Annotated in this window: 21 protein-coding genes; 5 read left to right on the top strand and 16 right to left on the bottom strand. The window is 68.1% G+C overall.

Going from position 1 to position 21729, the window contains the following annotated elements; translation table 11 throughout:
* Positions 1 to 111 precede the first annotated feature (111 nt).
* From MU582_10845 to eccD, 13 genes are all read right to left on the bottom strand, one after another.
* A complete protein-coding gene (locus MU582_10845) occupies positions 112 to 2799 on the bottom strand; it encodes a LysM peptidoglycan-binding domain-containing protein (protein UPK72948.1) in 2688 nt (895 codons plus the stop codon).
* A complete protein-coding gene (locus tag MU582_10840; GenBank protein ID UPK72947.1) occupies positions 2796 to 3587 on the bottom strand; it encodes a pilus assembly protein TadG-related protein in 792 nt (263 codons plus the stop codon). Before MU582_10840 ends, MU582_10845 begins: the two co-directional genes overlap by 4 nt.
* A complete protein-coding gene (locus tag MU582_10835; GenBank protein UPK72946.1) occupies positions 3584 to 4030 on the bottom strand; it encodes a pilus assembly protein in 447 nt (148 codons plus the stop codon). Before MU582_10835 ends, MU582_10840 begins: the two co-directional genes overlap by 4 nt.
* Complete coding sequence (locus tag MU582_10830; GenBank protein ID UPK72945.1) at positions 4020 to 4451, bottom strand: pilus assembly protein; 432 nt, start codon at positions 4449 to 4451, stop codon at positions 4020 to 4022. The genes MU582_10835 and MU582_10830 overlap by 11 nt, the downstream gene beginning before the upstream one ends.
* Before the next feature lie 8 nt (positions 4452 to 4459).
* Entirely contained in the window at positions 4460 to 4681 is a 222-nt protein-coding gene (locus MU582_10825) for a hypothetical protein (GenBank protein UPK72944.1), read from the bottom strand.
* 31 nt (positions 4682 to 4712) lie between these two features.
* Complete coding sequence (locus MU582_10820) at positions 4713 to 5618, bottom strand: type II secretion system F family protein (protein UPK72943.1); 906 nt, start codon at positions 5616 to 5618, stop codon at positions 4713 to 4715.
* Complete coding sequence (locus tag MU582_10815; GenBank protein UPK72942.1) at positions 5615 to 6496, bottom strand: type II secretion system F family protein; 882 nt, start codon at positions 6494 to 6496, stop codon at positions 5615 to 5617. Before MU582_10815 ends, MU582_10820 begins: the two co-directional genes overlap by 4 nt.
* A gap of 6 nt (positions 6497 to 6502) precedes the next feature.
* Positions 6503 to 7810 carry a Flp pilus assembly complex ATPase component TadA gene (tadA, locus tag MU582_10810; GenBank protein ID UPK72941.1) on the bottom strand — a complete coding sequence of 436 codons (1308 nt, stop codon included), beginning with the start codon at positions 7808 to 7810 and terminating at the stop codon, positions 6503 to 6505.
* A complete protein-coding gene (locus MU582_10805) occupies positions 7807 to 8604 on the bottom strand; it encodes a hypothetical protein (protein UPK72940.1) in 798 nt (265 codons plus the stop codon). Before MU582_10805 ends, tadA begins: the two co-directional genes overlap by 4 nt.
* Before the next feature lie 13 nt (positions 8605 to 8617).
* Positions 8618 to 9268 (bottom strand): SAF domain-containing protein, encoded by a 651-nt coding sequence (locus MU582_10800; GenBank protein UPK72939.1) that lies wholly within the window; start codon positions 9266 to 9268, stop codon positions 8618 to 8620.
* A complete protein-coding gene (locus MU582_10795) occupies positions 9269 to 9694 on the bottom strand; it encodes a hypothetical protein (GenBank protein UPK72938.1) in 426 nt (141 codons plus the stop codon).
* Positions 9691 to 11007 carry a hypothetical protein gene (locus MU582_10790; protein UPK72937.1) on the bottom strand — a complete coding sequence of 439 codons (1317 nt, stop codon included), beginning with the start codon at positions 11005 to 11007 and terminating at the stop codon, positions 9691 to 9693. The genes MU582_10795 and MU582_10790 overlap by 4 nt, the downstream gene beginning before the upstream one ends.
* A gap of 70 nt (positions 11008 to 11077) precedes the next feature.
* On the bottom strand, positions 11078 to 12448 hold the full coding sequence (eccD, locus tag MU582_10785) for a type VII secretion integral membrane protein EccD (GenBank protein UPK77094.1): 1371 nt from the start codon (positions 12446 to 12448) through the stop codon (positions 11078 to 11080).
* A gap of 165 nt (positions 12449 to 12613) precedes the next feature.
* Between eccD and eccCa the strand changes: the two genes are divergently transcribed.
* Positions 12614 to 16558 (top strand): type VII secretion protein EccCa, encoded by a 3945-nt coding sequence (eccCa, locus tag MU582_10780; protein ID UPK77093.1) that lies wholly within the window; start codon positions 12614 to 12616, stop codon positions 16556 to 16558.
* Between the two features lie 210 nt (positions 16559 to 16768).
* Here eccCa and MU582_10775 read toward each other — a convergent pair whose 3' ends face one another.
* The 3 genes from MU582_10775 to MU582_10765 are packed head-to-tail and all read right to left on the bottom strand — an operon-like array spanning position 16769 to position 17851.
* Positions 16769 to 17113 (bottom strand): hypothetical protein, encoded by a 345-nt coding sequence (locus MU582_10775; GenBank protein ID UPK77092.1) that lies wholly within the window; start codon positions 17111 to 17113, stop codon positions 16769 to 16771.
* Positions 17114 to 17153: 40 nt separating this feature from the next.
* Positions 17154 to 17468 (bottom strand): hypothetical protein, encoded by a 315-nt coding sequence (locus tag MU582_10770; GenBank protein ID UPK77091.1) that lies wholly within the window; start codon positions 17466 to 17468, stop codon positions 17154 to 17156.
* Positions 17469 to 17500: 32 nt separating this feature from the next.
* On the bottom strand, positions 17501 to 17851 hold the full coding sequence (locus MU582_10765) for a hypothetical protein (protein UPK77090.1): 351 nt from the start codon (positions 17849 to 17851) through the stop codon (positions 17501 to 17503).
* Between the two features lie 258 nt (positions 17852 to 18109).
* Between MU582_10765 and MU582_10760 the strand changes: the two genes are divergently transcribed.
* The 4 genes from MU582_10760 to MU582_10745 are packed head-to-tail and all read left to right on the top strand — an operon-like array spanning position 18110 to position 21709.
* Complete coding sequence (locus MU582_10760; protein ID UPK77089.1) at positions 18110 to 19474, top strand: hypothetical protein; 1365 nt, start codon at positions 18110 to 18112, stop codon at positions 19472 to 19474.
* A 44-nt stretch (positions 19475 to 19518) separates the two neighbouring features.
* On the top strand, positions 19519 to 20121 hold the full coding sequence (locus MU582_10755; GenBank protein UPK77088.1) for a hypothetical protein: 603 nt from the start codon (positions 19519 to 19521) through the stop codon (positions 20119 to 20121).
* Positions 20118 to 20903 (top strand): hypothetical protein, encoded by a 786-nt coding sequence (locus tag MU582_10750; protein ID UPK77087.1) that lies wholly within the window; start codon positions 20118 to 20120, stop codon positions 20901 to 20903. Before MU582_10755 ends, MU582_10750 begins: the two co-directional genes overlap by 4 nt.
* 8 nt (positions 20904 to 20911) lie before the next feature.
* Positions 20912 to 21709 (top strand): hypothetical protein, encoded by a 798-nt coding sequence (locus MU582_10745; protein ID UPK77086.1) that lies wholly within the window; start codon positions 20912 to 20914, stop codon positions 21707 to 21709.
* The last annotated feature ends 20 nt before the right edge of the window (positions 21710 to 21729 follow it).

The raw sequence follows: 21729 nt of genomic DNA, 5'->3' as shown, positions 1-21729 counted from the left end.
GCAGGACTCCACAATCGGTTCGGGTGTGCAGGAGGCGGCCACACGCGCGTACAGCGGGGCCGACGAGCAAGCCTACGCGGCCGCCGGCGGCGATCGCGAACCGGTTTTCGCTCAGGCGGCGCGGCGGTAGCCCGGTAGCAGCTTGTCGACCAGCGCGTTCGTCTCGGGTCGCGCACCGTGCGGCGAGCCGTGGCGGGCGATCGAGGCGTACATCCCGTCGGCGACCATCTTGATATCGCGCGGCGCCGCGAACCGCTCCGCAAGGCGCAGCGCATCGCACCAGAGCTGCTCCGATGCCGGCGCCAGGTCGAGCCCGGTCAGCAACGCGTCACGGGCGCCCTCGCCGTCACCGCGGTCGGCTCGCATGGCGGCCAACCGCCGCGTCGTACGGATGACCAACGCCGGCACCTGCACCTGCACGGAGTCGTATGCCAACCACGAGTAGCGGCCGAACGGCAGCCCCATCCAGGCCTGCCCGCGGATGAGCTCGAGTGCTGCACCCAATGCCTGCTCGGCCTCTCGCGGCATCCGCTCGGCATGGTCGACGTACGCCCGGAACACGTCCCAGTCGACGCGTACGCCCGGGCCGCGAAGCTGCCAGAGTCCGTCGACGAGGCCGAACCGTTCGGGTCCGAGCCACGCCGAGACGCGCTCGAGCTCGGCATCGCGGGTCACCTCGGGTACGCCCCGCGGCCAGACCGCCTTGGTGAGCGCGGCCGTGTGCACTCCGCCGGGCTGCAATGCGACGTACACGGCGATCTCGGTCAGCAGGTCGCGCCTCGGCTCGGAGATCTGGCCGACGCCGTCGACCCGCACCGGACCGAGAATGCGTACTTCCACCGGCTGCCGGGTCTGCGCGTCGAACAGCGCCGGATCGACCTCGCTCACATCGACCGGTGGTGCGAGCGTCTCCGGCCCGTCGGGACCATCGGCGCCGGACTGGTCGGACTCGGTGCGTTGGTACACGTCGACGATCCCGCGGTACGCGTCCACGTCGATGCCTTGGGCGCGTACGTCGAGTCCGATCGGCGCGCACGTCAACCGGCCGTCCTCGGTGGCGACCAGCCGCGCCGCCGCACTCGGCACGTCGCCGACGATCACGACCGCAATCGACGACCGTCGGTCTGAGGCGAGCTCGTGCAACGTAGCCAGTGTGTCGGGCGACGGTACGCCCGAGCACACGACGAGCTGGTGTTGCCAGAGCAACGTGTCGTCGTGGGTGAATCGCGCGTCGTGCACGCTGCGCGCACCGACCCTCGCGCATGCCTGCTGCTGCGCGGCCGCAACCCGCTCCAGCGGCGAGATCGCCTGGGAGAGGTCGTCTACGACCCGGATCGTCTCATCGGCGACCGACGTGATGTCGTCGGCGAACCCGACCATGGTCACCTGGCGCCGGTCGGCCCAGGGATGGGTGGCGGTGTCGAGCGCGAAGCTCATGGCCACCGCCCGGGCTCGATGACCTTCGCCGCCGATGCTGACGATGCCGCGGAACGCGTCGAGGTCCAGTAAGAGCGTGGACCCGTCGTCGCGGGATCCGAAGGCCACCAATCCGGGCGCCGGTGCAGCAGAGCGCTCACCGAGCTGTGCGCCGGCGCGTCGGTCGAGCAGCCACACGTGACCGTCGCGGCCGGGCGTCCAGCCGGAGAACGGTTCGACCTCCGGCGTGCCGTGGAACGAGACCGCCACACCGGTCGGCGAAACCGAGCACTGTGCGATCGGAGGCACCGATCGTCCGCTCGTCGCGGTCCAGGCGCGTAGGCCACGGTTCAGCAACGCGGCCGAGTCTTCGTCCGCCTCGTTGCGCAGTGCGGCTTCCGGCGTACGCGACGACCCGCCGTTGGGGGGCGGGTCGAGGCGCCGACCGACCAGAGCGCCGACGGTTGAGCTCGCCCGGTATCGGCGAAGCCCGACCGCCAGACCGGCCGCGAGGAGGCCTCCGGCCGCACCGAACAACGGCGTCCAGGCGGCCACCTCACCGTCGTCGGCCTCGGGGGTCGCACCCGCATCGACGGGATCGAGCGAGTCGAGGCTGTGGTCGACGATGCGCAGACCCGCACCGTGCGCATCCGGGGGTAGTCGCAGCACCCAACCGGCCCGGATCAGGTCGGTGCCGGACAGCTTCGACCCGTCGGGCTGCACAGTGCCACGGTTCAGTTCGAGGATCTCCTTGTAGCGCGTACCGCTGCCGAGGAAGCGATCGGCGATGTCCCACAGCGTCTCGTAGTTGCGTCCCTCAGGCGGGCGTACGTCGTAGTACGGGGCCACGCCGTCGGAAGCAGTCACCGCCGGAGTCTGGCCGCCGGTCGTCGGGGGTGTGTGTTGCGCGCTCGGGGAGGGCGCCTTCTTCTCCCCAGCCAGCTCGGCAACCGGCCCGTGGTCGGCCGGCACCGAGATCGCATGAGCGCTCACGACCGGCCCAGTCGCGGTGCCACCGATCAGAACGACGGTCGCGATCAGGCGTCGCGCGATCGCCTGCGTACCGGCGCCTCCGCCGAGTAGTTGTGGTGCGATCCGCCCGCCGCGACCTTCGGCCACCGCCTCGACCACGAGGCACACGCAGAAGTAGAGCCACGCGAGCCAGACGATGATCGCCAGCACTGCAACGACATCACGGACCGAGGCCTCGGAGACCAGCGCATCATCGATCTCGGGTTGCCACGGCGGACCCGCGAGCAGCAACAGCGCAACGGGCACCCCGACGACGATCACCACGGTGCCGAGCAGGGCGAGGATCCCCAGCAGTACGTCCGTACCGCGGCCGCGCGGGGCGCCCGTCGACGGAAGCCGGATCTGGTTCACCTGTTCTGTCCTCCGTTGCCGTTGTGGTGGCCGTTATCGCCCTGGTTGCCGTTGTTGTCCGGGTTCTTCGGATCCTTCTTCTTCGGCTTCGGAGCCACCCACGGCGGCCAGCAGAAGGCCTCCTCGGTCGGCATCGGTTCGGTGATCGGCGGGTCGAGCGGCTTATCGCCCTTGTGCCAGATGTGGTTCGGGTCGTACGGGTCGAAGTACGGCTTCTTGCACTCCGTGTAGTCGCCCGTCGGCTCATCGGTGCCGCCGGTCGGGAACGGATTGCTTGTTCCCGGCTCTGTCTCGGGCGGGCCCATCGTCAGCTCCTGGCCGGACTGCGCCTGGGTGACGCCCTGGATCGGTCGGGCGCGCGCGACGCCGTCGGCGGTCCACACGTCGACGCCGAACATCCCGCTCAGGATGCCCTGCGTCTCCACCGTCGTGTTCACCTCGACGTCGTACACCTCGGTGCCGCTCTCGTTGCCGCTCGGCACCAGCGTGACCTGGCAGTCGACGAGATCGCCATCACGGGCCATCGCGCTCTCACAGAAGCGCGCTGCGGCCGCCTGCGCGTCGTTCTTGTCGACAACCGCGATATCGCTGCTCAGGTCGATCGCCGTCGCACCGGCGCGCGATGCCTCCTGGGCGTACGCGACCGCACGCGAGCGTGAGTTCATCTGCCGCCCGCCGTCGATCACCAGGCCGGCGAGCATGAACAATGCGATCGTGACGATCAGCACGAACGGCGTGATCGACCCGCTCTGGTCGTCACGCGTGGGTACGAGGCTTCGCCACCTCATTCGGCCACCCCTCGATAGCGGTCGAGTGGACTGGTGAACGTCTGGTCGATGGTGGCCGAGTTCAACGGCAGCGGCCCGAGATCGGTCAGGTCGACGTCGCAGCTCACCCGTACCGAGATGTACGAGACCGCCGACGGGTCGGTCTCCTCGATGTACTCGTACGCGCCGGGGCCGAGGTCGAACTCGACGTCGACGTCGTTGCGGCATGACTCCGGTGCGTCCGTGAGCGCTTCGTCGACCACGTCACGCGCGATCGTCTCGGCCTCGGAGCGGCTGTTCTGGGCGGTGGCCGCGCGGGCACCGTCGCGCGCCGCCTGGTCGAGCTTGCCTTCGGTTTCGGCGTACCGGCCGAAGACCAGGATCAGCGACAGCACGGCGAACATCACCGGAGCGAGGATCACCAGCTCCAGGCTCGCCGTGCCCTGCTCGCGTTCAGTCGCCATCGCCGAACTCCGCATCGGGACGGAACTTCTCCAGCGTGGCGGTCACCGACTGGGTCACGGTCCAGGTGCCTGCGGGTGCGTCCATCGAGCCGGACACCGTCATGGTCACCTTTCCCGTGTCGACGTTGATATCGGAGTGGACCTCGACGCCGTCCAGCCCGCCGATGTCTGTCGCGTAGTCGTACGCGTACTGCTCGGCCTTCGGCTTGAACGACTGTGGGTCGTTGTGCTCGCCGGCCAGCCGCAGGTACGAAACGCCTTCGCGCGCGGCGCTCTGCGCGCTGTTGCGGCCGTACATCCAGAAGCCGGCCTGGATGGTGAGGAAGATCAGCAGCAGCACGATGGGCACGACGACCGAGAACTCGATGGCGCTCACGCCCCGGTCGTCGCGCGTACGCGACTCAGCATGTTGATGATCCATCTTTCGGGCTACGGCTCCTTGTTGATGTCGCCCTCTTTTTTCTCGATCGCGTCTTTAACGAAGCCGAACACCACAATTGCCAGACCGACGACGAGCGCCGAGATGATCGCCCACTCAATCGCGGACGCACCGACCTCGTTCCTGCCTTCGCGCCTGGCCTTAGCGGCCCGGCCTCGCACCTGCACAATCAACAATCTGGTGATCTCGACCTGCATCTTCACGAGACTCATGCCAAACCTCCTCTTAGCGATGCGGTCATGGTCAGCTACTCCCGAGTTGTTGGACGGCCGGATAGGCCAGGAAGATCAAGAACGCCACGCACATCAGCAACTGGGCCAACAGCATGGTCTGCGAGCTCTCTCCCGCAGCGCCCTCGACGTCGGCCAGCTCCTTGCGACGCATGCTGTCCGAGCGTGCCATCAGCGATGAACGGATCTTTGCGCCCTCATCGCCGGCCAGCGCCAGCGCCGAGGCTAGGTCGCGCAGCTCGTCGACGCCGAGCTCCTTGCCGAGATCGGCGATGCCTTCCCACGGCGTGAGGCCCATGATTCGGGCGTTCGACAGCGCCTGCCGGATGCGCACCATCGCCCAGTGGTCGCCGATCGAGGACGCCGCCATCAGCGCCTCGGGCAGACCGCGGCCGCCGGCGAGGTTCATCGCGACCAGATCGAGGAACGACCCCATCACATGCCGGAAGTCGGCCCGCCGGGCATCGGCATCGCGACGCAAGGCCATATCGGGCAGCATGAACGCGATCACCACGGCCGCAAGCACCCCGACCGACGGCAGGCCCACAACGGAGACTCCCGCTGCGGATAGCACAATCGGGAACCAGACCAATGCGACCAGCGCCAGCAGTACCTTCAACCCGAGATGGCTCGCCATCGACTTGTTCATCACCGCGAGGTTCATGCGGGTGGCATCGAGGTTGAACCCGCGCGCCATCGCCTCGGCCTCGATCCGGCCGCCGATGCCGTCGCGCACCCGGTCGATGCGCGCCTCGACTCGCGAACTCGCCGCGGTCGTGGTCGCCGCCTGCTGCGAGCGGCGTCCCGCGTCGAGCCGGGCAAGCGTCGCGCCGACGCCGGGTGCGGGTTTCGCCAGCACCCAGACCAGCAACAGGAACCCGAGGCCGATCACGGCGCCGGCTGCCATCTGCAGGATCATCGGCCGGCCCCCTCGGACTCAACCTGATGCCGCGACTGCACGAGGAACCGCTCCGGCTGGCGTACGCCCGCGAGCCTGCGCAGCCACATGATCGACAGCGCGTACAGCCCCAGCACGACCGCCAGCACGAGCTGACCCTGCGGAGTGTCGTACGGCTCGACGTACGACGGGTTGAACAGGATCAGGAAGCCCGACATCGCGCCGATCACCAGCACCACGATCAGCACGCTGCGCCGGGTGCTGCGACGGCTGCCCTCGACCCGCCTACGCAGGTCGAGCTCATCGCGTGCCGACTCCGATAACGCCGACAGCACGCTGCGCAGACCCGGCCCGCGCAACCGAGCGTTCAGGATCAGCGAGGCGACGACGAGGTCGGCCGACGGGTCGTCGAGGTCGTCGGCGAACTTCATCAACGCATCGGGAAGTGGTTCGCGTACGCGGAGCCGGTCGACGAGCAGGTTCAGTGCCGGCCGGATGGACGGTGCCGCGTTCACTGCCGTCGCCGGAATCGCCTGCTCGAGCCCAACCGCACCGGCGATCGTGTCGCGCAGAGACTCCGTCCACGTCGCGAGACCCTCGATGCGATCGATCGCCTGCCGCTCGACGCGGGCACCCCCGAACAGCCGGTCCCAGAAGATCACCACCGCGCCGAAGACCGCCGCCAGCACCAACCACTGCGTCACGACCAGCGTCGCGGCGAACACCACGACACCCGCAACAGCGAACTTCGTCTGCCGCTCGACGTCCTTGCGGCTGCGTACGCGCCGGGGCGTGACGTCGCGGCGCGGGACGCCCACGATCGCGAGAATGCACAAGGCGACTCCGAGGCCGACGACGGCCCCGGCGGTCAGCGCCAATGCGATCCGGTAGTCAGACATGGGGAATCAGTTCCATGCGCCGTGTACGAGCGGTTGGTAGCCATGCTCTTCGAGGTCACGGATGCACGCAATCGGAGCATGTGCAGCGGCCCGGCCCTGCGAGTCGGGCGCGAACACCTCGCTGGACAGCACCTGCTCGTCGTGCCCGACGACTTCTCGGATGCTCTCGACGACACGGATCTGCTCGCCGCCGCCGACGTAGTCGTTGTGCTTGCGTACGAAGATCACGAAGTCGAGCGCGCCCGCCACCAGCAGGCTGGTCGCCTCGATCGGCAGCTTCTCGCGGGACTGGATCGCGTACGTGCCGATGCGGTTGAACACCTCGAGCGAGGAGTTCGCGTGGATCGTCGACAGCGAACCGTCGTTGCCCTGGCTCATCGCGTTGAGCATGGTGACGATCTCGTCGCCGAGCACCTCGCCGACGATCACCCGCGACGGGTTCATGCGCAGCGAACGGCGGACCAGCTCGGCCATCGTCACACCGCCGAGCCCCTCGGAGTTGGGCAGCCGCTCCTCGAACGCGACGACATTGGGGTGAAGGTCTTCGTACTCCCCCAGACCGAGCTCGAGCGCACGCTCGACGGTGACCAGCCGCTCGTGCTCGGGGATCTCGTTGGCCAGAGCACGCAGCAGCGTGGTCTTACCGGCGTTCGTCGCTCCCGCGATCATGATGTTCTTGCGCGCGCCGACAGCGGCCTTCAGGAAGGACCCGATGTCGGGACTCACGGTGCCGTTGGCGATCAGCTCGTCGAGGAACACCCGGCCGAGCCGCGCCTTACGGATCGACACGGACGGCCTCGCGCAGACGTTCATCACCGCCGACAGCCGCGAGCCGTCGGGAAGGCGCAGGTCGAGCTGCGGGTTGGCAGAGTCGAACGGACGGCTCGACAACCCGGTATGGGCCGCGAGGACCTGGATCAGCTCGACCAGCTCCTCGTCGCTCTCGGCGACCGGCGGATGCCGCTCCTCGCGGCCGTCGCCGTACTGCACGAAGACGTTGTCGAACCCGTTGATGTCGACGTTCTCGACCTCGGGGTCCTCCAGCAGCGGCTGCAGCCGACCGACGCCGAACAGCGCCGAGTGGATCGCCGACGCGACACCGGCCTCGTCGTCGGCCGCAAGCGGGGCGCGGCCCTCGGCGATCTCGTAGCGCGCATGGTCTTCGAGCACCTGCACGATCAACGAGCGTGCGTACTCGCGTTCGTCCTCGACCGACATCGGAGCAACGCCCGACGCCTGGTCGCGCCGACGCTGCTCGTTGAGCCGGTCGGCGACCTGTACGCGCAGTTGGCGTACGAGCTCGTGATCGGTCATCGCTGAACCTCCGCGGGGGCCTCGTCGACGGGGCGGAAGTAGGGCGCGGTCGCCGCGGCGAGCTCTGCAACGACAGGGCGGGCGGTGCGTACGAGGTTGGTGCGGTCGGGCCGCCCCTCGATCTGACCGGCGAAGAACAGCGCGCCCTTGGGATCCTCGGCGAGATGGTGCACTGCGACGACGGAGACGTCCGAACGCTCCAGCGCATCGCCGATCTCTCGTACGGCTTGACGTCTGCGCACCTCGGAGACGACCACGACGTGGATGCGCGGCCCACGAGGCGGTTCGAACCGGTTCGCGATCGCCCGCGCCCGCTCGCGCATGTGCACGACCGCGCTCGGCTGGGTGTCGACGACGAGTACGACATCGCTCGCCGACTCCAGCAGGGAGGTCTGCGGCGTCGTCGCGCCGAGGCGGCCGAGGTCGGCAACGACGTCGTGACCCTCGAGGCCGGCTAGCAACGGGCCGAACTGCGCCCACTGCTGGTTCAGTGCCACGGCCTGCTCGGGCACGCGTACACCGACCAGCACCTCGAGCCCACCCGCAACGGTCTGCGCGTGCTGCAGCACGAGATCGGAGTGCATCGACTTACGGCCGGCTGCGGCGAGGCTCAACAGCCCGCGCTCGGGGTCGAGTACGCCGCCCTCGGCCGCGGGCATACGCATCGCGATATCGCCGCCGGCGGGATCGCATTCGGCGACCACGACCGGACGCGGCCACAGCGCACCGATGACCAGCGATGTCGTCGTCGCGCCCGGCGAACCCTTCGCCGAGGCGACCGCAATCAGTCCCATCTCTGACCCCGGCTCAGCCGCACGTCTGCGCGGCGTCGGGAGACTCGGGCTTGTTGGCGACCAGGACCTGCGCGGTGTCGGCCTGCTTGGCCTTCGCCACCTGATTGCCGCAGGTCGCGTCGACGCTGATCACCGCGAACACGTCGCTCGAGCCGAGCCCGTCATCGCTCGCAGAGACATCGTCGGTGACGGTGCCGGCGACCCCGTCACCGCCGCCGGTGTAGACGACGACGTTGGTGCCCGCGGTCAGCTCGGGCGCCAGCGGCGGGTCGACCTGCAGCGCAACGCGGTACTCGTCGGCTTGTTCGCTCTTGTCGGTGAACATCGAGTCGGTGACGACCATGCCGGGTGTCCACGGCGTCGTCGTGAACTTGCCGACGAGGTCGTCCTGGTCGGCCTCGGGCACGCCGCCCTCGAAGTCTTCGGGTAGCTCGACGGTGTCGAGGTCATCGGCGGTGATCTCCTGGCCCTGGCCGAGCTCACCGCTGACCTGGACGAACTCCGCTCGGTGACCCGACTGCATCGCGAGCCACGCGCTGGCGAGCGCACCGCCGACGATCAGCAGCACGGCGAGCGCGGCGAGGGCAGGGCGCCGCTCACGCGTCGACGGCAGCCGCCCGGAGGTGCCGTTCTGCGTGCTGGTGGGGGTCTTCGTGCTGGCCATTCAGTGTCTTCCTTCGGATTCGTCCGAACGCGTTATCGAGTGGATCCCAGGTGTCAAGCTGCTGTCAGCCCGTCGCACAACGTACCTGGTGTCGCGAACCTGGTCATACTGCGTCCACACCAAGGAGTTCGACTCCTCCTCTTCCTGCTTCTCCTTCTCCTGCTGCTTCTGGAAGGCGCCGACGACCGCGATCGCCGCAACGACCACGGCAACCGCGATGACTCCGACCACGATGGCCGGCCACACCCGCGGATGCTCTCGCCACGTACGCCGCGAGCCGTGCAGGAGCGCCGAGCGAAGCTGCCGCCGGCGCATGGCGTCGGCAGCGAGTACGTACTTCTCGGCGTTCGGTGTGCCGCCCATCGGCGGTGCGGGCGGAGGCGGCGTCGGTGGTGCCGGACGCTCGAAACCGTTCGGGGAGGTCACTGGCGCCCTCCGGAGAGCGCCAGTGCCGCGCCGATGCGCAACATCGCGGTCCGGGTCGACACGCGCACGGTCGCCGGATCGAACCCGCGACCGCTCGCGAGCACCTCGTCAGGGGGCACGACGACGACACGCAGCGGGTCGATCGCCAGGCGCTGCACGGTCTCACGGTGCACCTGCCGGTACGCCTCGTCGTGCTGGCACACGATGGCGTACACCGCGCGTTCGACGGCGAACGGGTCGGTGTGCGCGAGCCGCGCCGTCGCCACTTCGAGCGCGGCCAGACCGGCGCGACCTGCCGACGCCACGATGACGGTCTGATCGCTGCGAGCAACGGCGGCGTGCCCGACCTCACTCGCGTCGTTGCCGACGTCGAGCAGGGTGAACGTGTGGTCGGCACCGAGGCGCTCGACGGCCGTAGACACATCGGTGCGCCGGAGGCGCTGCTCCCAGCCAACACCGTCGAGCACATGCAGGCCGGTTGGTGCCTCCGCGACCCGTGCCTCGTCGCCGTCGCTGAGGAACCGCCGCACCGACATCGGCGCGTCTACTCCGAGCAGCTGCCCGAGCGAGGCCGTGCCCGCGCGTACGTCGACCGCGACGGTGTGCTCCTCGCGCAACGCGGCAAGTGCCGTGCCGACACCGGCCACGACGGTGGTCGTACCGACACCGCCCTTACCGGCGAAGAACGACACGACCCGGCGCTCGGTCTGGCGCGTACGCAGTGCGGCGACGAGCTCACGCTCATGGGCCGTCGCCTCGGCGGAGTCGGGAGTGACGATCGCCGACGTCATCGTGCGCAACAGGCCGCCGGTGCGCGACGGTGCCGGCATGTCGCCCGCGGTGCGCGCGAGCAGCTCCTCGACCGGTGTGCGCTGACGCGGTGGCGCGGGCGCCGGCTCGACGGGCGGCGCAGCGTGCTGCGGGGCGTACGTACCCGGGGTACGCGGTGGCATGGGGCCGCGGGGCGGCACAGGACCCTGCGGCGGCGCAGGGGTGGGCTGCTGGAATGGCGGATCGGGCGGCCGCTGGGCCGGTGCCGTCTGATGTGCGGCGAACTCCGGCCGCAACGGAGTCACGCTCGCCGGCGGCGCAGGTGCCAGGGACGCCGGTGGCTGCGGCTGCTCGATCGGTGGCTGCGGAGGCTGGGTCGGCGCCGGCGGACGCTGCGCAGGCTCGCGCGGCGGTGGCGGTGTGTCGAGGCCGAGCGCGCGTGGGTCGATGCCCATTCGGTCCAGATCGGCCGCGGCCTGCTGAGCCGTCGCCTTGCGGCGCTCCTCGAGCTCCTCGTCGTCCGGTGTGTCCTGATCGCTCATCGTGCCATCACCTCCCGATGCCGGTGCAAACAGAGGTGGACGCCGACGTACGCCCCGAGATCGGCACGTCTCACATCATCCCTCCGACCTTGTCGAACACGCCCATGGCACCACACATCATCACCAGCATCTCTACGACGATGAGGAACTCCACGAGGTTCAGGGTGCGTTTGATCCGCGCCCGGGTCACATCGGACATGCCGAGCGTGCTCGTGCCGACCAGCGCCGCGGCAGCACCGACGAAGATCAACACGACCCAGGTGTGCATCGCGTCGTACTCCTGCGCGAATGAAAGCCCCTCGAGGACCAGCACGATGGTGCCGGCGACGCGCAGCGGCACCAGATGCTGGATGCGCGAGAACACCCGTGACCGCAGGATCGCGACCAGCCCGAGCGAGATCATCAGGTAGCGGTCCCACCACAGGTCGCTCTGCTGGAGGTACCACGCCGCCCACACGACCACGACCGAGATGCCGACGAGGGCACCGACCAGCAGGCCGTTGCTCTCGCGATATCGCGCCCGCAGCTGGACGCTCGTGACGCTGGCGGCGTTGCGTACGCGGTAGTCGGCGCTCGCGAGACCGCCGACCGACAGCGAGACCCGCGGGAGGATGCCGACGACGAGCAGGAAAACAACGGGGATCGCGCGGACATCCTGCAGCGGCGGGATGTCGATCGCCGTGATCAAGCCGACGACACCGGACGTGACTGCGGCAACCAGTACGAACGCCGACCAGGACACGTGTGCGATGCCCGAAGGAGTGAGGATCCGCCCGCCTCCGGCGACCGCCGCGACGCAGGAGAACCCGATCATCCACGCCCATTCGGAGTCGAGCTCAGCGGTGACGGCCAGCGACGACCCGACCAGGTAGCCCCAGCCCATCGCGACGCCGAGACACACCTGCTCGACCCAGGCGTGTGAGAACTGCGTCGCCCATGCCGTCGCGCCAAGCATGAGCGCGACCACCACGACCGAGCTCACGATCTCAACCGTGTCGTCGCCGGTCACCAGCGACGGCGCAAGCAGCTGCAACAGGCCGATGACGGTGAATGCCGCCGCCGTTGCCAGCAGGGCGTACGTGACCGTGGTGGTCGGCGACCAGACGCCGCCCGCCTCGTCGGTGCTGTCTTCGACCGCGTCGCGTACGTCTTCGACGACGGCGGGCTTGACGTTCGCGCGCTGACCGCGCAGCTCGAGCACCTCGCCGTCGAGCACACCCGCATCGGAAAGGGTCTGGCCGAGCGGAATCGGGGTCCCGCCGACGCGAGCGAGCGTCCAGGCGGTCGGCTGGTCGCGTTCGGTGTTGGGCGAGCAGAACCGAAGAACCTGCGGCACCACCTCCGAGAGCGGCAGCGCGCTCGGCAACGCGAGGTCGACGGTGCGCTCCGGGCTCACGACTGTCACGCGGCTGTACGCAGTCAGCACCGTACTTCCTCTCACCTCACAACTGTCGCGGATCCGGGTCGGCTCCGCTGTCATCCGATCACAGCAGGTCACGATCCTGGCAGACGGTGGTGTCAACTAGACCCGGAGGGAGCATATCGTGGTGGGGGCCGGTCTAAACCCGACGACGGCCCAAATGCTCAACGATCATCGAGGTGCCATGTGACGACGATCCTGGTGAAGCGGCCCGCGCGAAACCAGCCACCGGTCGCCGACTCCAGCGACTTGGAGATCGCGGAGCCCCCGAAACGGGAACAGGACCAGCCGTCGACCATGGGCCTCGGCATGATCCTGATGCCGATCATGAGCGGCACCGCGTCGTTGTCGGTTGCATTGACGAACGACAACCCGATCATGGCGGTCGGCGGACTGCTGTTCCTCGTCGGCTCCATCGCCGTCGGCTCGCTGATGATCATCGGGCAGAAGAGCGGGTCAAAGCGCAAGATGCGCGAGTCGCGGGAACGCTACCTCGACTACATCGAGCAGCTCCGCCATTCGGTCCGCGACACGATCGCGACGCAGCGCGGCGGCCAGGCCAAGCGTCACCCCCCTCTCAGCGCCCTGATCGACATCGCCCGCGACGACGCACGTCGCTGGGAGCGGCGGCTGTCAGACCCCGACTTTCTGGTCGTACGCCTCGGCACCGGCGACGAACCGATCGCGTCGCCGCTGACGATGAACGCCGACACCGGTCCGCTGAACGAGTTCGACCCGGTGTGTCTCGAGGCGGCCAAGGAGCTGCAGACCCGCTACTCGGTGCTCCACGACCAGCCGATCACGATCGACCTCAAGGAGGTCGGATCCGTGAGCGTGCTCGGGCAGCCCGCTCTGTCGCGCTCGCTCGCGCAGTCCGTCATCGCGCAATTGATCGCATTCCACTCGCCCAACGACCTCGAGCTCGCCGTCGTACGCTCCGATGCGACCGCGCACGAATGGGACTGGGCGAAGTGGGCGCCGCACACCCACGACGGAGCCACGTACGACGGCGACCTGGCGGCCCGACGGGTCACGAACAGCATCGCGTCGATGCAGGAGTTCCTCGCCCCCGACCTCGAAGCGCGCCTGGACCGCCATCAGCGCGCTCGCGGACAGGAAGTCACCAAACCGACGCATCTCGTCGTCATCGTCGACGGTGAGGAGCTGCTGACTCAGCAGACGATCGAGTCACCTGATTCGAGCGTCAGTCTCGCCGACCTCGGCGTACACGTGATCTCGTTGGTCACGAACCGGCGCGCCGAGCCCGACACGATCGACGACCGGATCACCATCGGCGACGACCTCACCACGACGATCGCCTCGCGACCCTGGTCGTTCCGACTCGACACCACGCCGCCGGGTCTCACGAACGTCGTCGCACGGCAGCTCTCCGCCCTCCGCCTTTCGGTCGAGGAGGAGGCCGACGAGACGCTGACCACGACCGTCGGCCTGCCCGATATTCTGGGCGTACCCGATCCGGCAACGCTCGACCCGCGGGTGACCTGGCGTCGGCGTGCCCTGCGCGACTTGCTGCGGGTGCCGATAGGTGTCGGGCAGAACGGCAACGCCGTCACGCTCGACCTCAAGGAGTCGGCACACGGCGGTATGGGCCCGCACGGCATGGTCGTCGGCGCAACCGGCTCCGGTAAGTCGGAGATGCTGCGCACGCTCGTCAGTTCGCTGGTGATCGGTCATCCACCGGACCGGCTCGCCCTGATGCTCGTCGACTTCAAGGGTGGTGCGACGTTCGCCGCCATGGAGGACATCCCGCATATGGCGGGCATGATCACCAACCTCCAGGACGACCTGACGCTCGTCGACCGGATGCGTGACGCGTTGTTCGGTGAGATGCAGCGACGCCAGGAGATCCTGAAGGAGGCCGGCAACCTACCGAACGTCACGGCGTACCACGACCAGATCGAGGCGGGCGCGGACCTCGAGCCGCTCCCCCATCTGCTCGTCATCATCGACGAGTTCTCCGAGCTGCTCACCGCGAAGCCCGACTTCGCCGAGCTGTTCGTCGCGATCGGCCGGATCGGCCGATCCATCGGCGTCCATCTGCTGCTCGCCACGCAGAAGTTGGAGATGGGCAAGATCCGCGGCCTCGAGTCGCATCTGTCGTACCGGATCAGCCTGCGTACGTTCTCGGAGTCCGAGAGCCGCGACGCCATCGGCGTCACCGATGCCTATCACCTCCCGCCGGAGCCGGGCTCGGGGTATCTGAAGGTCGATACGACGGTCTTCGAACGGTTCAAGGCGGCCCTGGTGTCTTCGCCGTACACCCCGCCGGTCGAAGGTCCGAAGACCATCGTCCCGGTCGTTCCGTACGTCGCGCTCAACGGTCTCGGCACCTGGATCGCGCAGCAGGCGGCCGCCGCCAACGAGGAGGCCGACCAACCCGACCAGCCGACGGGCCCCGACAACCAGTCGGTGCTCGACGTCATCTGCCACCAGCTGGAGTCCGTCGGCGCCCCCAAGGTACGTCCGGTGTGGCTCGATCCGCTGCCGGACACCCTCACCCTCGACGACCTGATCGACGTCGATGAGCGCGGCGACGTGGCGACCGTCAAGGCGGCGCTCGGCCGAGTCGACGACGCCGCGAAACAGCGCCAGTTCGTACTCGACTGGGACTTCAGCGGCGCGGCCGGCAACCTGGTCATCGCCGGATCGCCGGCATCCGGTAAGAGCGTCCTCCTCGCTACCATGATCACGTCGATGGCGCTGCGGTACGCGCCGAACGACGTGGCGTTCTACTGCATCGACTACGGCGGCGGACTGTTGACCGGGCTCGAACCGATGCCGCACGTCGGTGCGGTCGCGACCCGGATGGACGCCGAGCGCATCCAGCGCACGATCAACGACGTGATGGGCATCCTCAACGCGCGCGAGCAGCTGTTCAAGGACTACGGGCTGAACTCCATGCGCGACTTGCGCAACGCGCGAGCCGAAGGGCGCGTACCCGCCGATGTCCCCGGCGATGTGTTCCTGGTCGTCGACGGCTGGGGTACGTTCCGCGAGGAGTACGACCAGCTCGAGTTCGTGGTCGGCGATATCGCCGCCCGCGGCCTGAACTACGGCGTGCACGTCGTGTTGTCGGTGACTCAGGGAATGCAGATCCGGATGCGGATGCAGCCGGCCTTCGGAGGCCAGCTCGAGTTCCGGTTGAACGACTCGTACGACTCGTCGTTCGACCGCAAGCTGATGGACCAGATCCCGAAGGACACTCCGGGTCGCGGACTCACCGACATCGACGGCAACCTGCAGTTCCACGGCGCCCTTCCCCGCATCGACGGTGAGCAGGACGCCGATGACATCTCGGCGGGCATCGCCCACGCCGCGTCCGTCGTCTCCCAGCGCTGGACCACCCGGGTCTCCAAGGTCAAGGTGCTGCCCAGCCTGGTCCGCCTCTCCGAACTGGACACGCCGAAACCCGGGCAGGAAGACATCCCGGTCGGGCTTTCGGAGCTCAACCTCGGCACGGCCATGGTCGGCCTGTTCGGCTCGTCGCCGCACATGCTGGTGTACGGCGACGGCGAGACCGGCAAGACGAACATGCTGAAGGTCCTCGCGAAGGGGCTGATGGCGAGCCGGCCTCCGGACCAGCTCGGCTTCGTGGTCGTCGACTACCGCCGGACGATGCTCGACATCGTGCCCGACGAGTACATGCTCGCGTACGTCACCGAGGAGCAGCGCGCTCGCCAGGTGACTTCCGAGATCAGTGCGTCGATCCGCCAGCGCGTACCGGGCCCCGATGTCACCTCCGAGCAGTTGCGCAACCGCACCTGGTGGAAGGGCCTCGAGGTCGTCGTGCTCGTCGACGACTACGACCTGGTCGTGACCAGCAACGGCAACCCGCTGCAGGAGTACACGGAGTTCGTGCCGCAGGGCCGCGACCTCGGCCTCCATCTGGTCATCGCTCGGCGTACGGGTGGTCTCGGGCGCGCGATCTTCGAGCCGCTGCTGCAGCGCCTCGGCGACATCGGTACGCCGGGCTTCCTGTTCTCGGGCGACCGGATGGAGGGCCGAGTGCTCAACAACGTTGCGCCCGCACGCCTCCCCGAAGGCCGTGCGTTGTACGTCGGCCGGGGTGGCGGCGGCTCACAGGTGCAGACAGCGCTCGACGACGAGTGATCGGGCGGCACCCGCCCCGCCGCCGGACAACGGTCGCCCCGTCGTCGCAGGGACGTACGGCCCGTACCAGTGACCTGCACACCTCGATGGACGACGCTCAGACCCGTCGGCTCTTACACGACGCCCGGCGGGCGCATTGCTCGTAGCACAACAACAGGCGGCCCGGTCATCTCTCGATGACCGGGCCGCCTGTTGCTGGACGAGCGGTTGTCAGAAGTTGATCGGCTTCGTCACTGTCGGCAGCTGCTCGGTGACAAGTGACTTCGCAGGCTCCTGATCGTACGCAGACTGTTCGTCACCCTGCACGCCCTGGACCGCGGCGTCGACGATCTGGGACCCGGCGGCACCGACGTTGTGCACGAGGCGGTTGCCCTGGGTCGCCACATCGGTCACGACCGAGCCGATCCGACCGGCGAGGAGGGGATGGTGAACGGCACCTTCCGCGTCGGCCAACGCGCCCTTGAGCTTGGACACGGCAGACGATGCATCGGTATCCAGATTGCCGACGCTACGGCCGGCGCCGGCCAACGGCGCCGGGTTCATACCGAAGGACATCGGTTCCTCCCTTCACTCAGGTGAAATGACGTCGGTCGGATCAGAGGGCGGTCTGGCCCATCCGGGTGCCGATCGTCTTGGCGGTGGCCGCGGCGGTGCCCGATGCGTTCGCCATGCCTGTCTTGTGCGTGGTGAGCGCGTTCACGTGATCGTCGATCAGCTGGTCGACCATCCGCATGACCTGGCCGTGCTCTTCCGTACCGGCGCCGCCGCCGAAGTTGGCGAGCAGTCGACCGCACTCGGCCTTGATCTGACCGCGGAAACCCTCGACATTGCCGACGTGGGCGCCGAGGTTCGCCGAGCCCTCATCGATCAGGCCGTGGTTCATCACGAGTTGCATCTGGGAGGTAGCCATTGTTCAAGTCCTTTCAGTACGTGCTGGGTGGGTCAGACAGCGTTGATCGGGGGGATCGAGCTCTGCGCGACCATCTCGTTCTGCGAGTGCGCGGCCTGCTGATCGCCGTGCGCCTGCTCGTCACCGGTGATACCGGACTTACCGGCCTGCACGGCGCGAACGGCCTGGTCGGCGATGTGCTTGGCGATCTGCGCGGTCGTGCCGCTGCCGAGCGCCGCGACCGTCTGGGCTGTGTTGCCACCCATGCCGATGAATCCCGGGCGGATGCCCTCCATCTTCGACTGGTGCGTCTTGCTGGCGCTGAAGGTGTCGCCACCCGTGCCGCCGTAGTGCTGGCCGGACTTGAAAACTCCGTCGACCTCATTCATCCGTACTTCTGGCATGATCCGCTCCTTCATCGTTATCGGTCGCCCGTCCGAACGACCCAGGTGCAGGTTCGGTCTTCACCGTAGGAGCCGAAGGGGTCACGCCAAGTCAAATCGGCGCTGTCTCGACGGCCTACGAGCATCAGCCCCGGCCCGATGCCTCTCCGTAACCGCCCGGCAATCTGCTGTGCGCCGAGAAGTATTCACCGGCTCCTAGGTTTTCAACCGCCAAGCGGTCGGCTTCTGTGTTGCCGCGCCAGCACAAGGGGGAAGGCCATGGGCCTGTTTGCACACCACGATGCCCAGCCGTCGGTCATTCGCGACAACGCGACGACGGCGAAGGGCAGCGGCGACGCCTACGGCGTGCTGTCCGGATCGCTGTTCGGCCGATCGTCGACCGCTACCGCCGCCGTCGACAGTTACATCGAAGCACCAACGTCGGCAGTGACCGATGACCCCGAGACGACGAGCACCAAGCTCGGGCAGACGTCGTACCTGTCCAGCGGCGCGCTGAATCGGTACGCCGACGCCGTCGATACCTACAACGACGGCATCGACGACCTCAATCGGCGGTACGAGGACGCCAAGGCGGCCGACTTCTACGTCGGCGCGCCCGTGTGCACCGTCGACGGAACCGTCGAGACAGCCACACCCGAGGATCGCGCCGGCGCAATCCGTACCGCGGACTCCGGATTGCAGGCGACGCTGCGCCGCGAGCGCGACCAGCTGCTTGAGAACCTCGACTCGGAAGCCGACGCGATCGGCAAGATGCTGGACGCCGGGCCGACGGATCAGTCGATCATGCTGCTCATCGCTGCCGGCTACCTCCCGATGGACGTGACGGCGGCATTCCCCAATATCGACCTCGAAACGCTGAACACGATCCGCAGCTACTTCCACGAGGCACGCAAGCTGTGGAAGACACCTGGCAAGTTCCGCAAGCTGTTCGCGATGTTCAGCGCATCCAAGGACCTCACCGAGGTCGCGGCAGAGCTGGCACGCACCGAGCACCAATGGGGTGCCGTGCTGACCGCGATTGGCCGAAACCTCGACACGACCTCGCTTGCGTCGCTGAACACCTATATGAAGTCCCGCGAAGAGATCAGCCTGCTGCAGTACACCAAGCTCTTCGCCGAGGCCGACAAGGCGGCTGCCGCGAGCAAGTGGGTCGATGCCGCGAAAGCAACCGGCAAGCTCGGCGGCACGCTGGCCGTCCTGAGCGTTGTCGCCAACGGCACGGATCTCGTCGACCTGATCATGAACGGCAACGACGGCAAGAGCGGGTGGGACACCGCCCTCCGCGCGACGGGCGATGTCGCCGGCCTCGTATCGTCGGGCGGCGGCCTGCTCGCGCTGACCCCCGTACTCTCGCTCGGACCGGTCGGTGCGGGCGTCCTGATCGGCGCGGGGCTGGTGTCCGCGGGGATCATGATCTATCGCAACTGGGACGACATCACGGCCGGCGTCTCCACTGCTGTCGATTGGACCGGCGACCGGGTCGAAAATGTCGTGAACTGGACCGGCGATCGGGTCGACGAGCTCGGAGACTGGGCCGGTGACCGGCTGGACGACCTCGGAGACGTTGCCGACGACGTCGGCGACACGATCGGCGGAGCGTGGGATGCGGTCACGCCGTGGTGATGCGTCGATCGGATGCCGCCGGTCGGCCGGCACCCGGAGCGACCGTGCAGCCCGCTGAACTCGGACGGCTGATCTCGAGTCACACCCCGATCAGGCCAGCAGTTGCCCTGGCCGCGTGTTCCGCGCCGGGCCTGGCGATCGGCGCAGGACTCGCGTTCGGAGCAGTCGGGTCACCTGTGATCGGCGCGTACGTATTCGTCCTGACCACGCTACTGCTGATCGGACTGTTCGCAGAGTCACTGTTCGTACGACAGCAGGTCTATGAACACGGGCTGCTGCTCGACAGCTCCGTCCCACTGACGCCGAGGTACGCCGTCCCGTACGCGACCATCGCGCCGGAATCGGTGACGGTAGAGCCGTACCGCCGGGTGCGTGGCGCCGCCGATGTGACCGACACCTTCGCCCGCCGCTACCGGCAGGCGCCGATGGTCGAGGTGGTGAGTTTCGTCGGCCCGGCTCCGGCAGTCGCGCGCCGGCTCGCGCGGCGCCACGCGGACTGGCGGTCGACCATCGCCTCGATGACGGCTCTACCGATCGATGTGCGGCCTCGGGCAGCCGACAGCGAGCGTTGGTACGTGAGCTTCCGGGACGCAGTGACCGTCGCGAACGACCTGCGTGCGCGAGCACAGGCAGGAGGCCGACCGTGAGCATCCCGGCCGACTCCGTACGACTGCTGCGCGCCATGCTTCGGCGCGCGCAGGACGAGCCGCACACCATCGCTCTGTTGACCGATGAGGAGCTCGCCGCGCTCGGCCAGGACCCGTCGTCGACTCCCGAACCCTTTCCCTGGATCAGCCGAACACGCGGCGTCGACCAGGAGCTGGCCGGTCGTTTCGGCGTACGGAGTCTGCTGGCCCGCGGGCTGCTGCGAGAAGCGGCCGACAACAACGGTGGTCCGGCGGTCCTCGATGTACCTCCCGAGGTCAGGGTCGTGCTCGACACGCGCCGGATCGGCCTCGGGTACGTACGAGCGCTGCGCCCGAACGAGGCGTCCAACAGCAGCAAGATCATGGTCGTTCAGCCGGAGCTCGGTGTATTCGAGGAAGAAATCTCGCCGCAGGGGTTTCATCTGTTCACCGCCTGTGCGTACGACGCGGCCATGGCACGGCTGGCGCGCTGGTGCCTGCCCGCTGACTGTGCGGGTCACCTCGGCGGAGGCGTTCGGATTCCGGCTGCTCAGTGGGCGGAGTACCTACTCGCCGAGCTGCCCACCGAGCCGACTGTCATCGCAATCGAGGTGTATCTCCCGTCGCCGTCGGGAGAGCGAGCCGCCGAGCAGTGGATGGTCGCGTACGGGGGCTCCTCCGCCGTGCTCGCCAGACCGCTCGGTGCCGAGCTGCTCGACGTACAACCGCTCACCGTCGAACACCTTCGCGAGTTACTCGCCGACCGCATCGACCAGTCCCTCCGATTCGCTCGGGGTGCGTGATCCGCACAATGAGACGAGACATCGCAACGGACGCGTACGAACGAGGTGTCGTCGAGTTGCTCGACGCCGTCGGCCCGAGGCCAACACACGTACTGACGATCCACGAATCCGAGCTCCTCGCCCTCGACGGCCCGGATGTGGCGCGGGTCACTCCCCTGCTCCAGCTCACCAACAAGGTGCCGCACGAACACCGGATTCGTGCGGTCAATGACGCTGCAGCACGTCTGCGCGAAACCGAACGCACCCTTGACGGCACGCCGCTCGGCGGGCCGGACTCGCAGGCCGCGGAGCCGACCGTACGCACCGTTCTGCGGATGCGGCGGTCCTGGCTGGGCGTACTGCTGATCGATCAGCATGCATCCATCGGACGGCAGTTCATCACCGTCTATCTGCGCGCCGACGGCCTGGCGATGACCGAGTTCGCCGGCCAGGACTGCATGCACCGGTTCACGCTGCTGGAGCGCACGGCGGCGCTCGATGCGTCGGCACAGCTCCTCACTCCGTTTCCCGAGGTACGCCACGCGGACGGGCCAACGACGGCGTACGACACCGCCACCTGGGCCGAGACCGCGATGAGTCGGCTCGCGACAGCGAAAGCCGTGTCGACCGTCATCGCTCGTCGGCACGACCGCGAGATGGCTCGTCCTGCCGACGACCGATTCACTGTCTACAACTTCGACGATCGTACCGAGATCCTGTACGCCGAAAGCGCCCAACGGCTCGAGATGGCACCAAGCTCTCGGGAGACGATCCGGGCCCGTCTCGGGGCCATCACTCGACCACTCGACCTCTCCCGAGCACCGTAGACCTGCGCCCGCGGAGGGTC

The organism is Nocardioidaceae bacterium SCSIO 66511 (assembly GCA_023100825.1).
GTDB lineage: Bacteria > Actinomycetota > Actinomycetes > Propionibacteriales > Nocardioidaceae > Solicola.
The sequence above is the reverse complement of the archived record's forward strand: the minus strand, read 5'-3'. Positions and strand labels throughout refer to the sequence as shown.

Excerpts from the sequence above, each read along its gene's own strand:
- tadA (UPK72941.1), bottom strand. The coding sequence starts at position 7,810 with ATGACCGATCACGAGCTCGTACGCCAACTGCGCGTACAGGTCGCCGAC.
- MU582_10840 (UPK72947.1), bottom strand. The coding sequence starts at position 3,587 with ATGAGGTGGCGAAGCCTCGTACCCACGCGTGACGACCAGAGCGGGTCG.
- MU582_10830 (UPK72945.1), bottom strand. The coding sequence starts at position 4,451 with ATGGATCATCAACATGCTGAGTCGCGTACGCGCGACGACCGGGGCGTG.
- MU582_10800 (UPK72939.1), bottom strand. The coding sequence starts at position 9,268 with ATGGCCAGCACGAAGACCCCCACCAGCACGCAGAACGGCACCTCCGGG.
- MU582_10775 (UPK77092.1), bottom strand. The coding sequence starts at position 17,113 with ATGTCCTTCGGTATGAACCCGGCGCCGTTGGCCGGCGCCGGCCGTAGC.
- MU582_10825 (UPK72944.1), bottom strand. The coding sequence starts at position 4,681 with ATGAGTCTCGTGAAGATGCAGGTCGAGATCACCAGATTGTTGATTGTG.
- MU582_10820 (UPK72943.1), bottom strand. The coding sequence starts at position 5,618 with ATGATCCTGCAGATGGCAGCCGGCGCCGTGATCGGCCTCGGGTTCCTG.
- MU582_10835 (UPK72946.1), bottom strand. The coding sequence starts at position 4,030 with ATGGCGACTGAACGCGAGCAGGGCACGGCGAGCCTGGAGCTGGTGATC.
- MU582_10745 (UPK77086.1), top strand. The coding sequence starts at position 20,912 with ATGAGACGAGACATCGCAACGGACGCGTACGAACGAGGTGTCGTCGAG.
- MU582_10815 (UPK72942.1), bottom strand. The coding sequence starts at position 6,496 with ATGTCTGACTACCGGATCGCATTGGCGCTGACCGCCGGGGCCGTCGTC.
- MU582_10770 (UPK77091.1), bottom strand. The coding sequence starts at position 17,468 with ATGGCTACCTCCCAGATGCAACTCGTGATGAACCACGGCCTGATCGAT.
- MU582_10760 (UPK77089.1), top strand. The coding sequence starts at position 18,110 with ATGGGCCTGTTTGCACACCACGATGCCCAGCCGTCGGTCATTCGCGAC.
- MU582_10805 (UPK72940.1), bottom strand. The coding sequence starts at position 8,604 with ATGGGACTGATTGCGGTCGCCTCGGCGAAGGGTTCGCCGGGCGCGACG.
- MU582_10790 (UPK72937.1), bottom strand. The coding sequence starts at position 11,007 with ATGAGCGATCAGGACACACCGGACGACGAGGAGCTCGAGGAGCGCCGC.
- MU582_10765 (UPK77090.1), bottom strand. The coding sequence starts at position 17,851 with ATGCCAGAAGTACGGATGAATGAGGTCGACGGAGTTTTCAAGTCCGGC.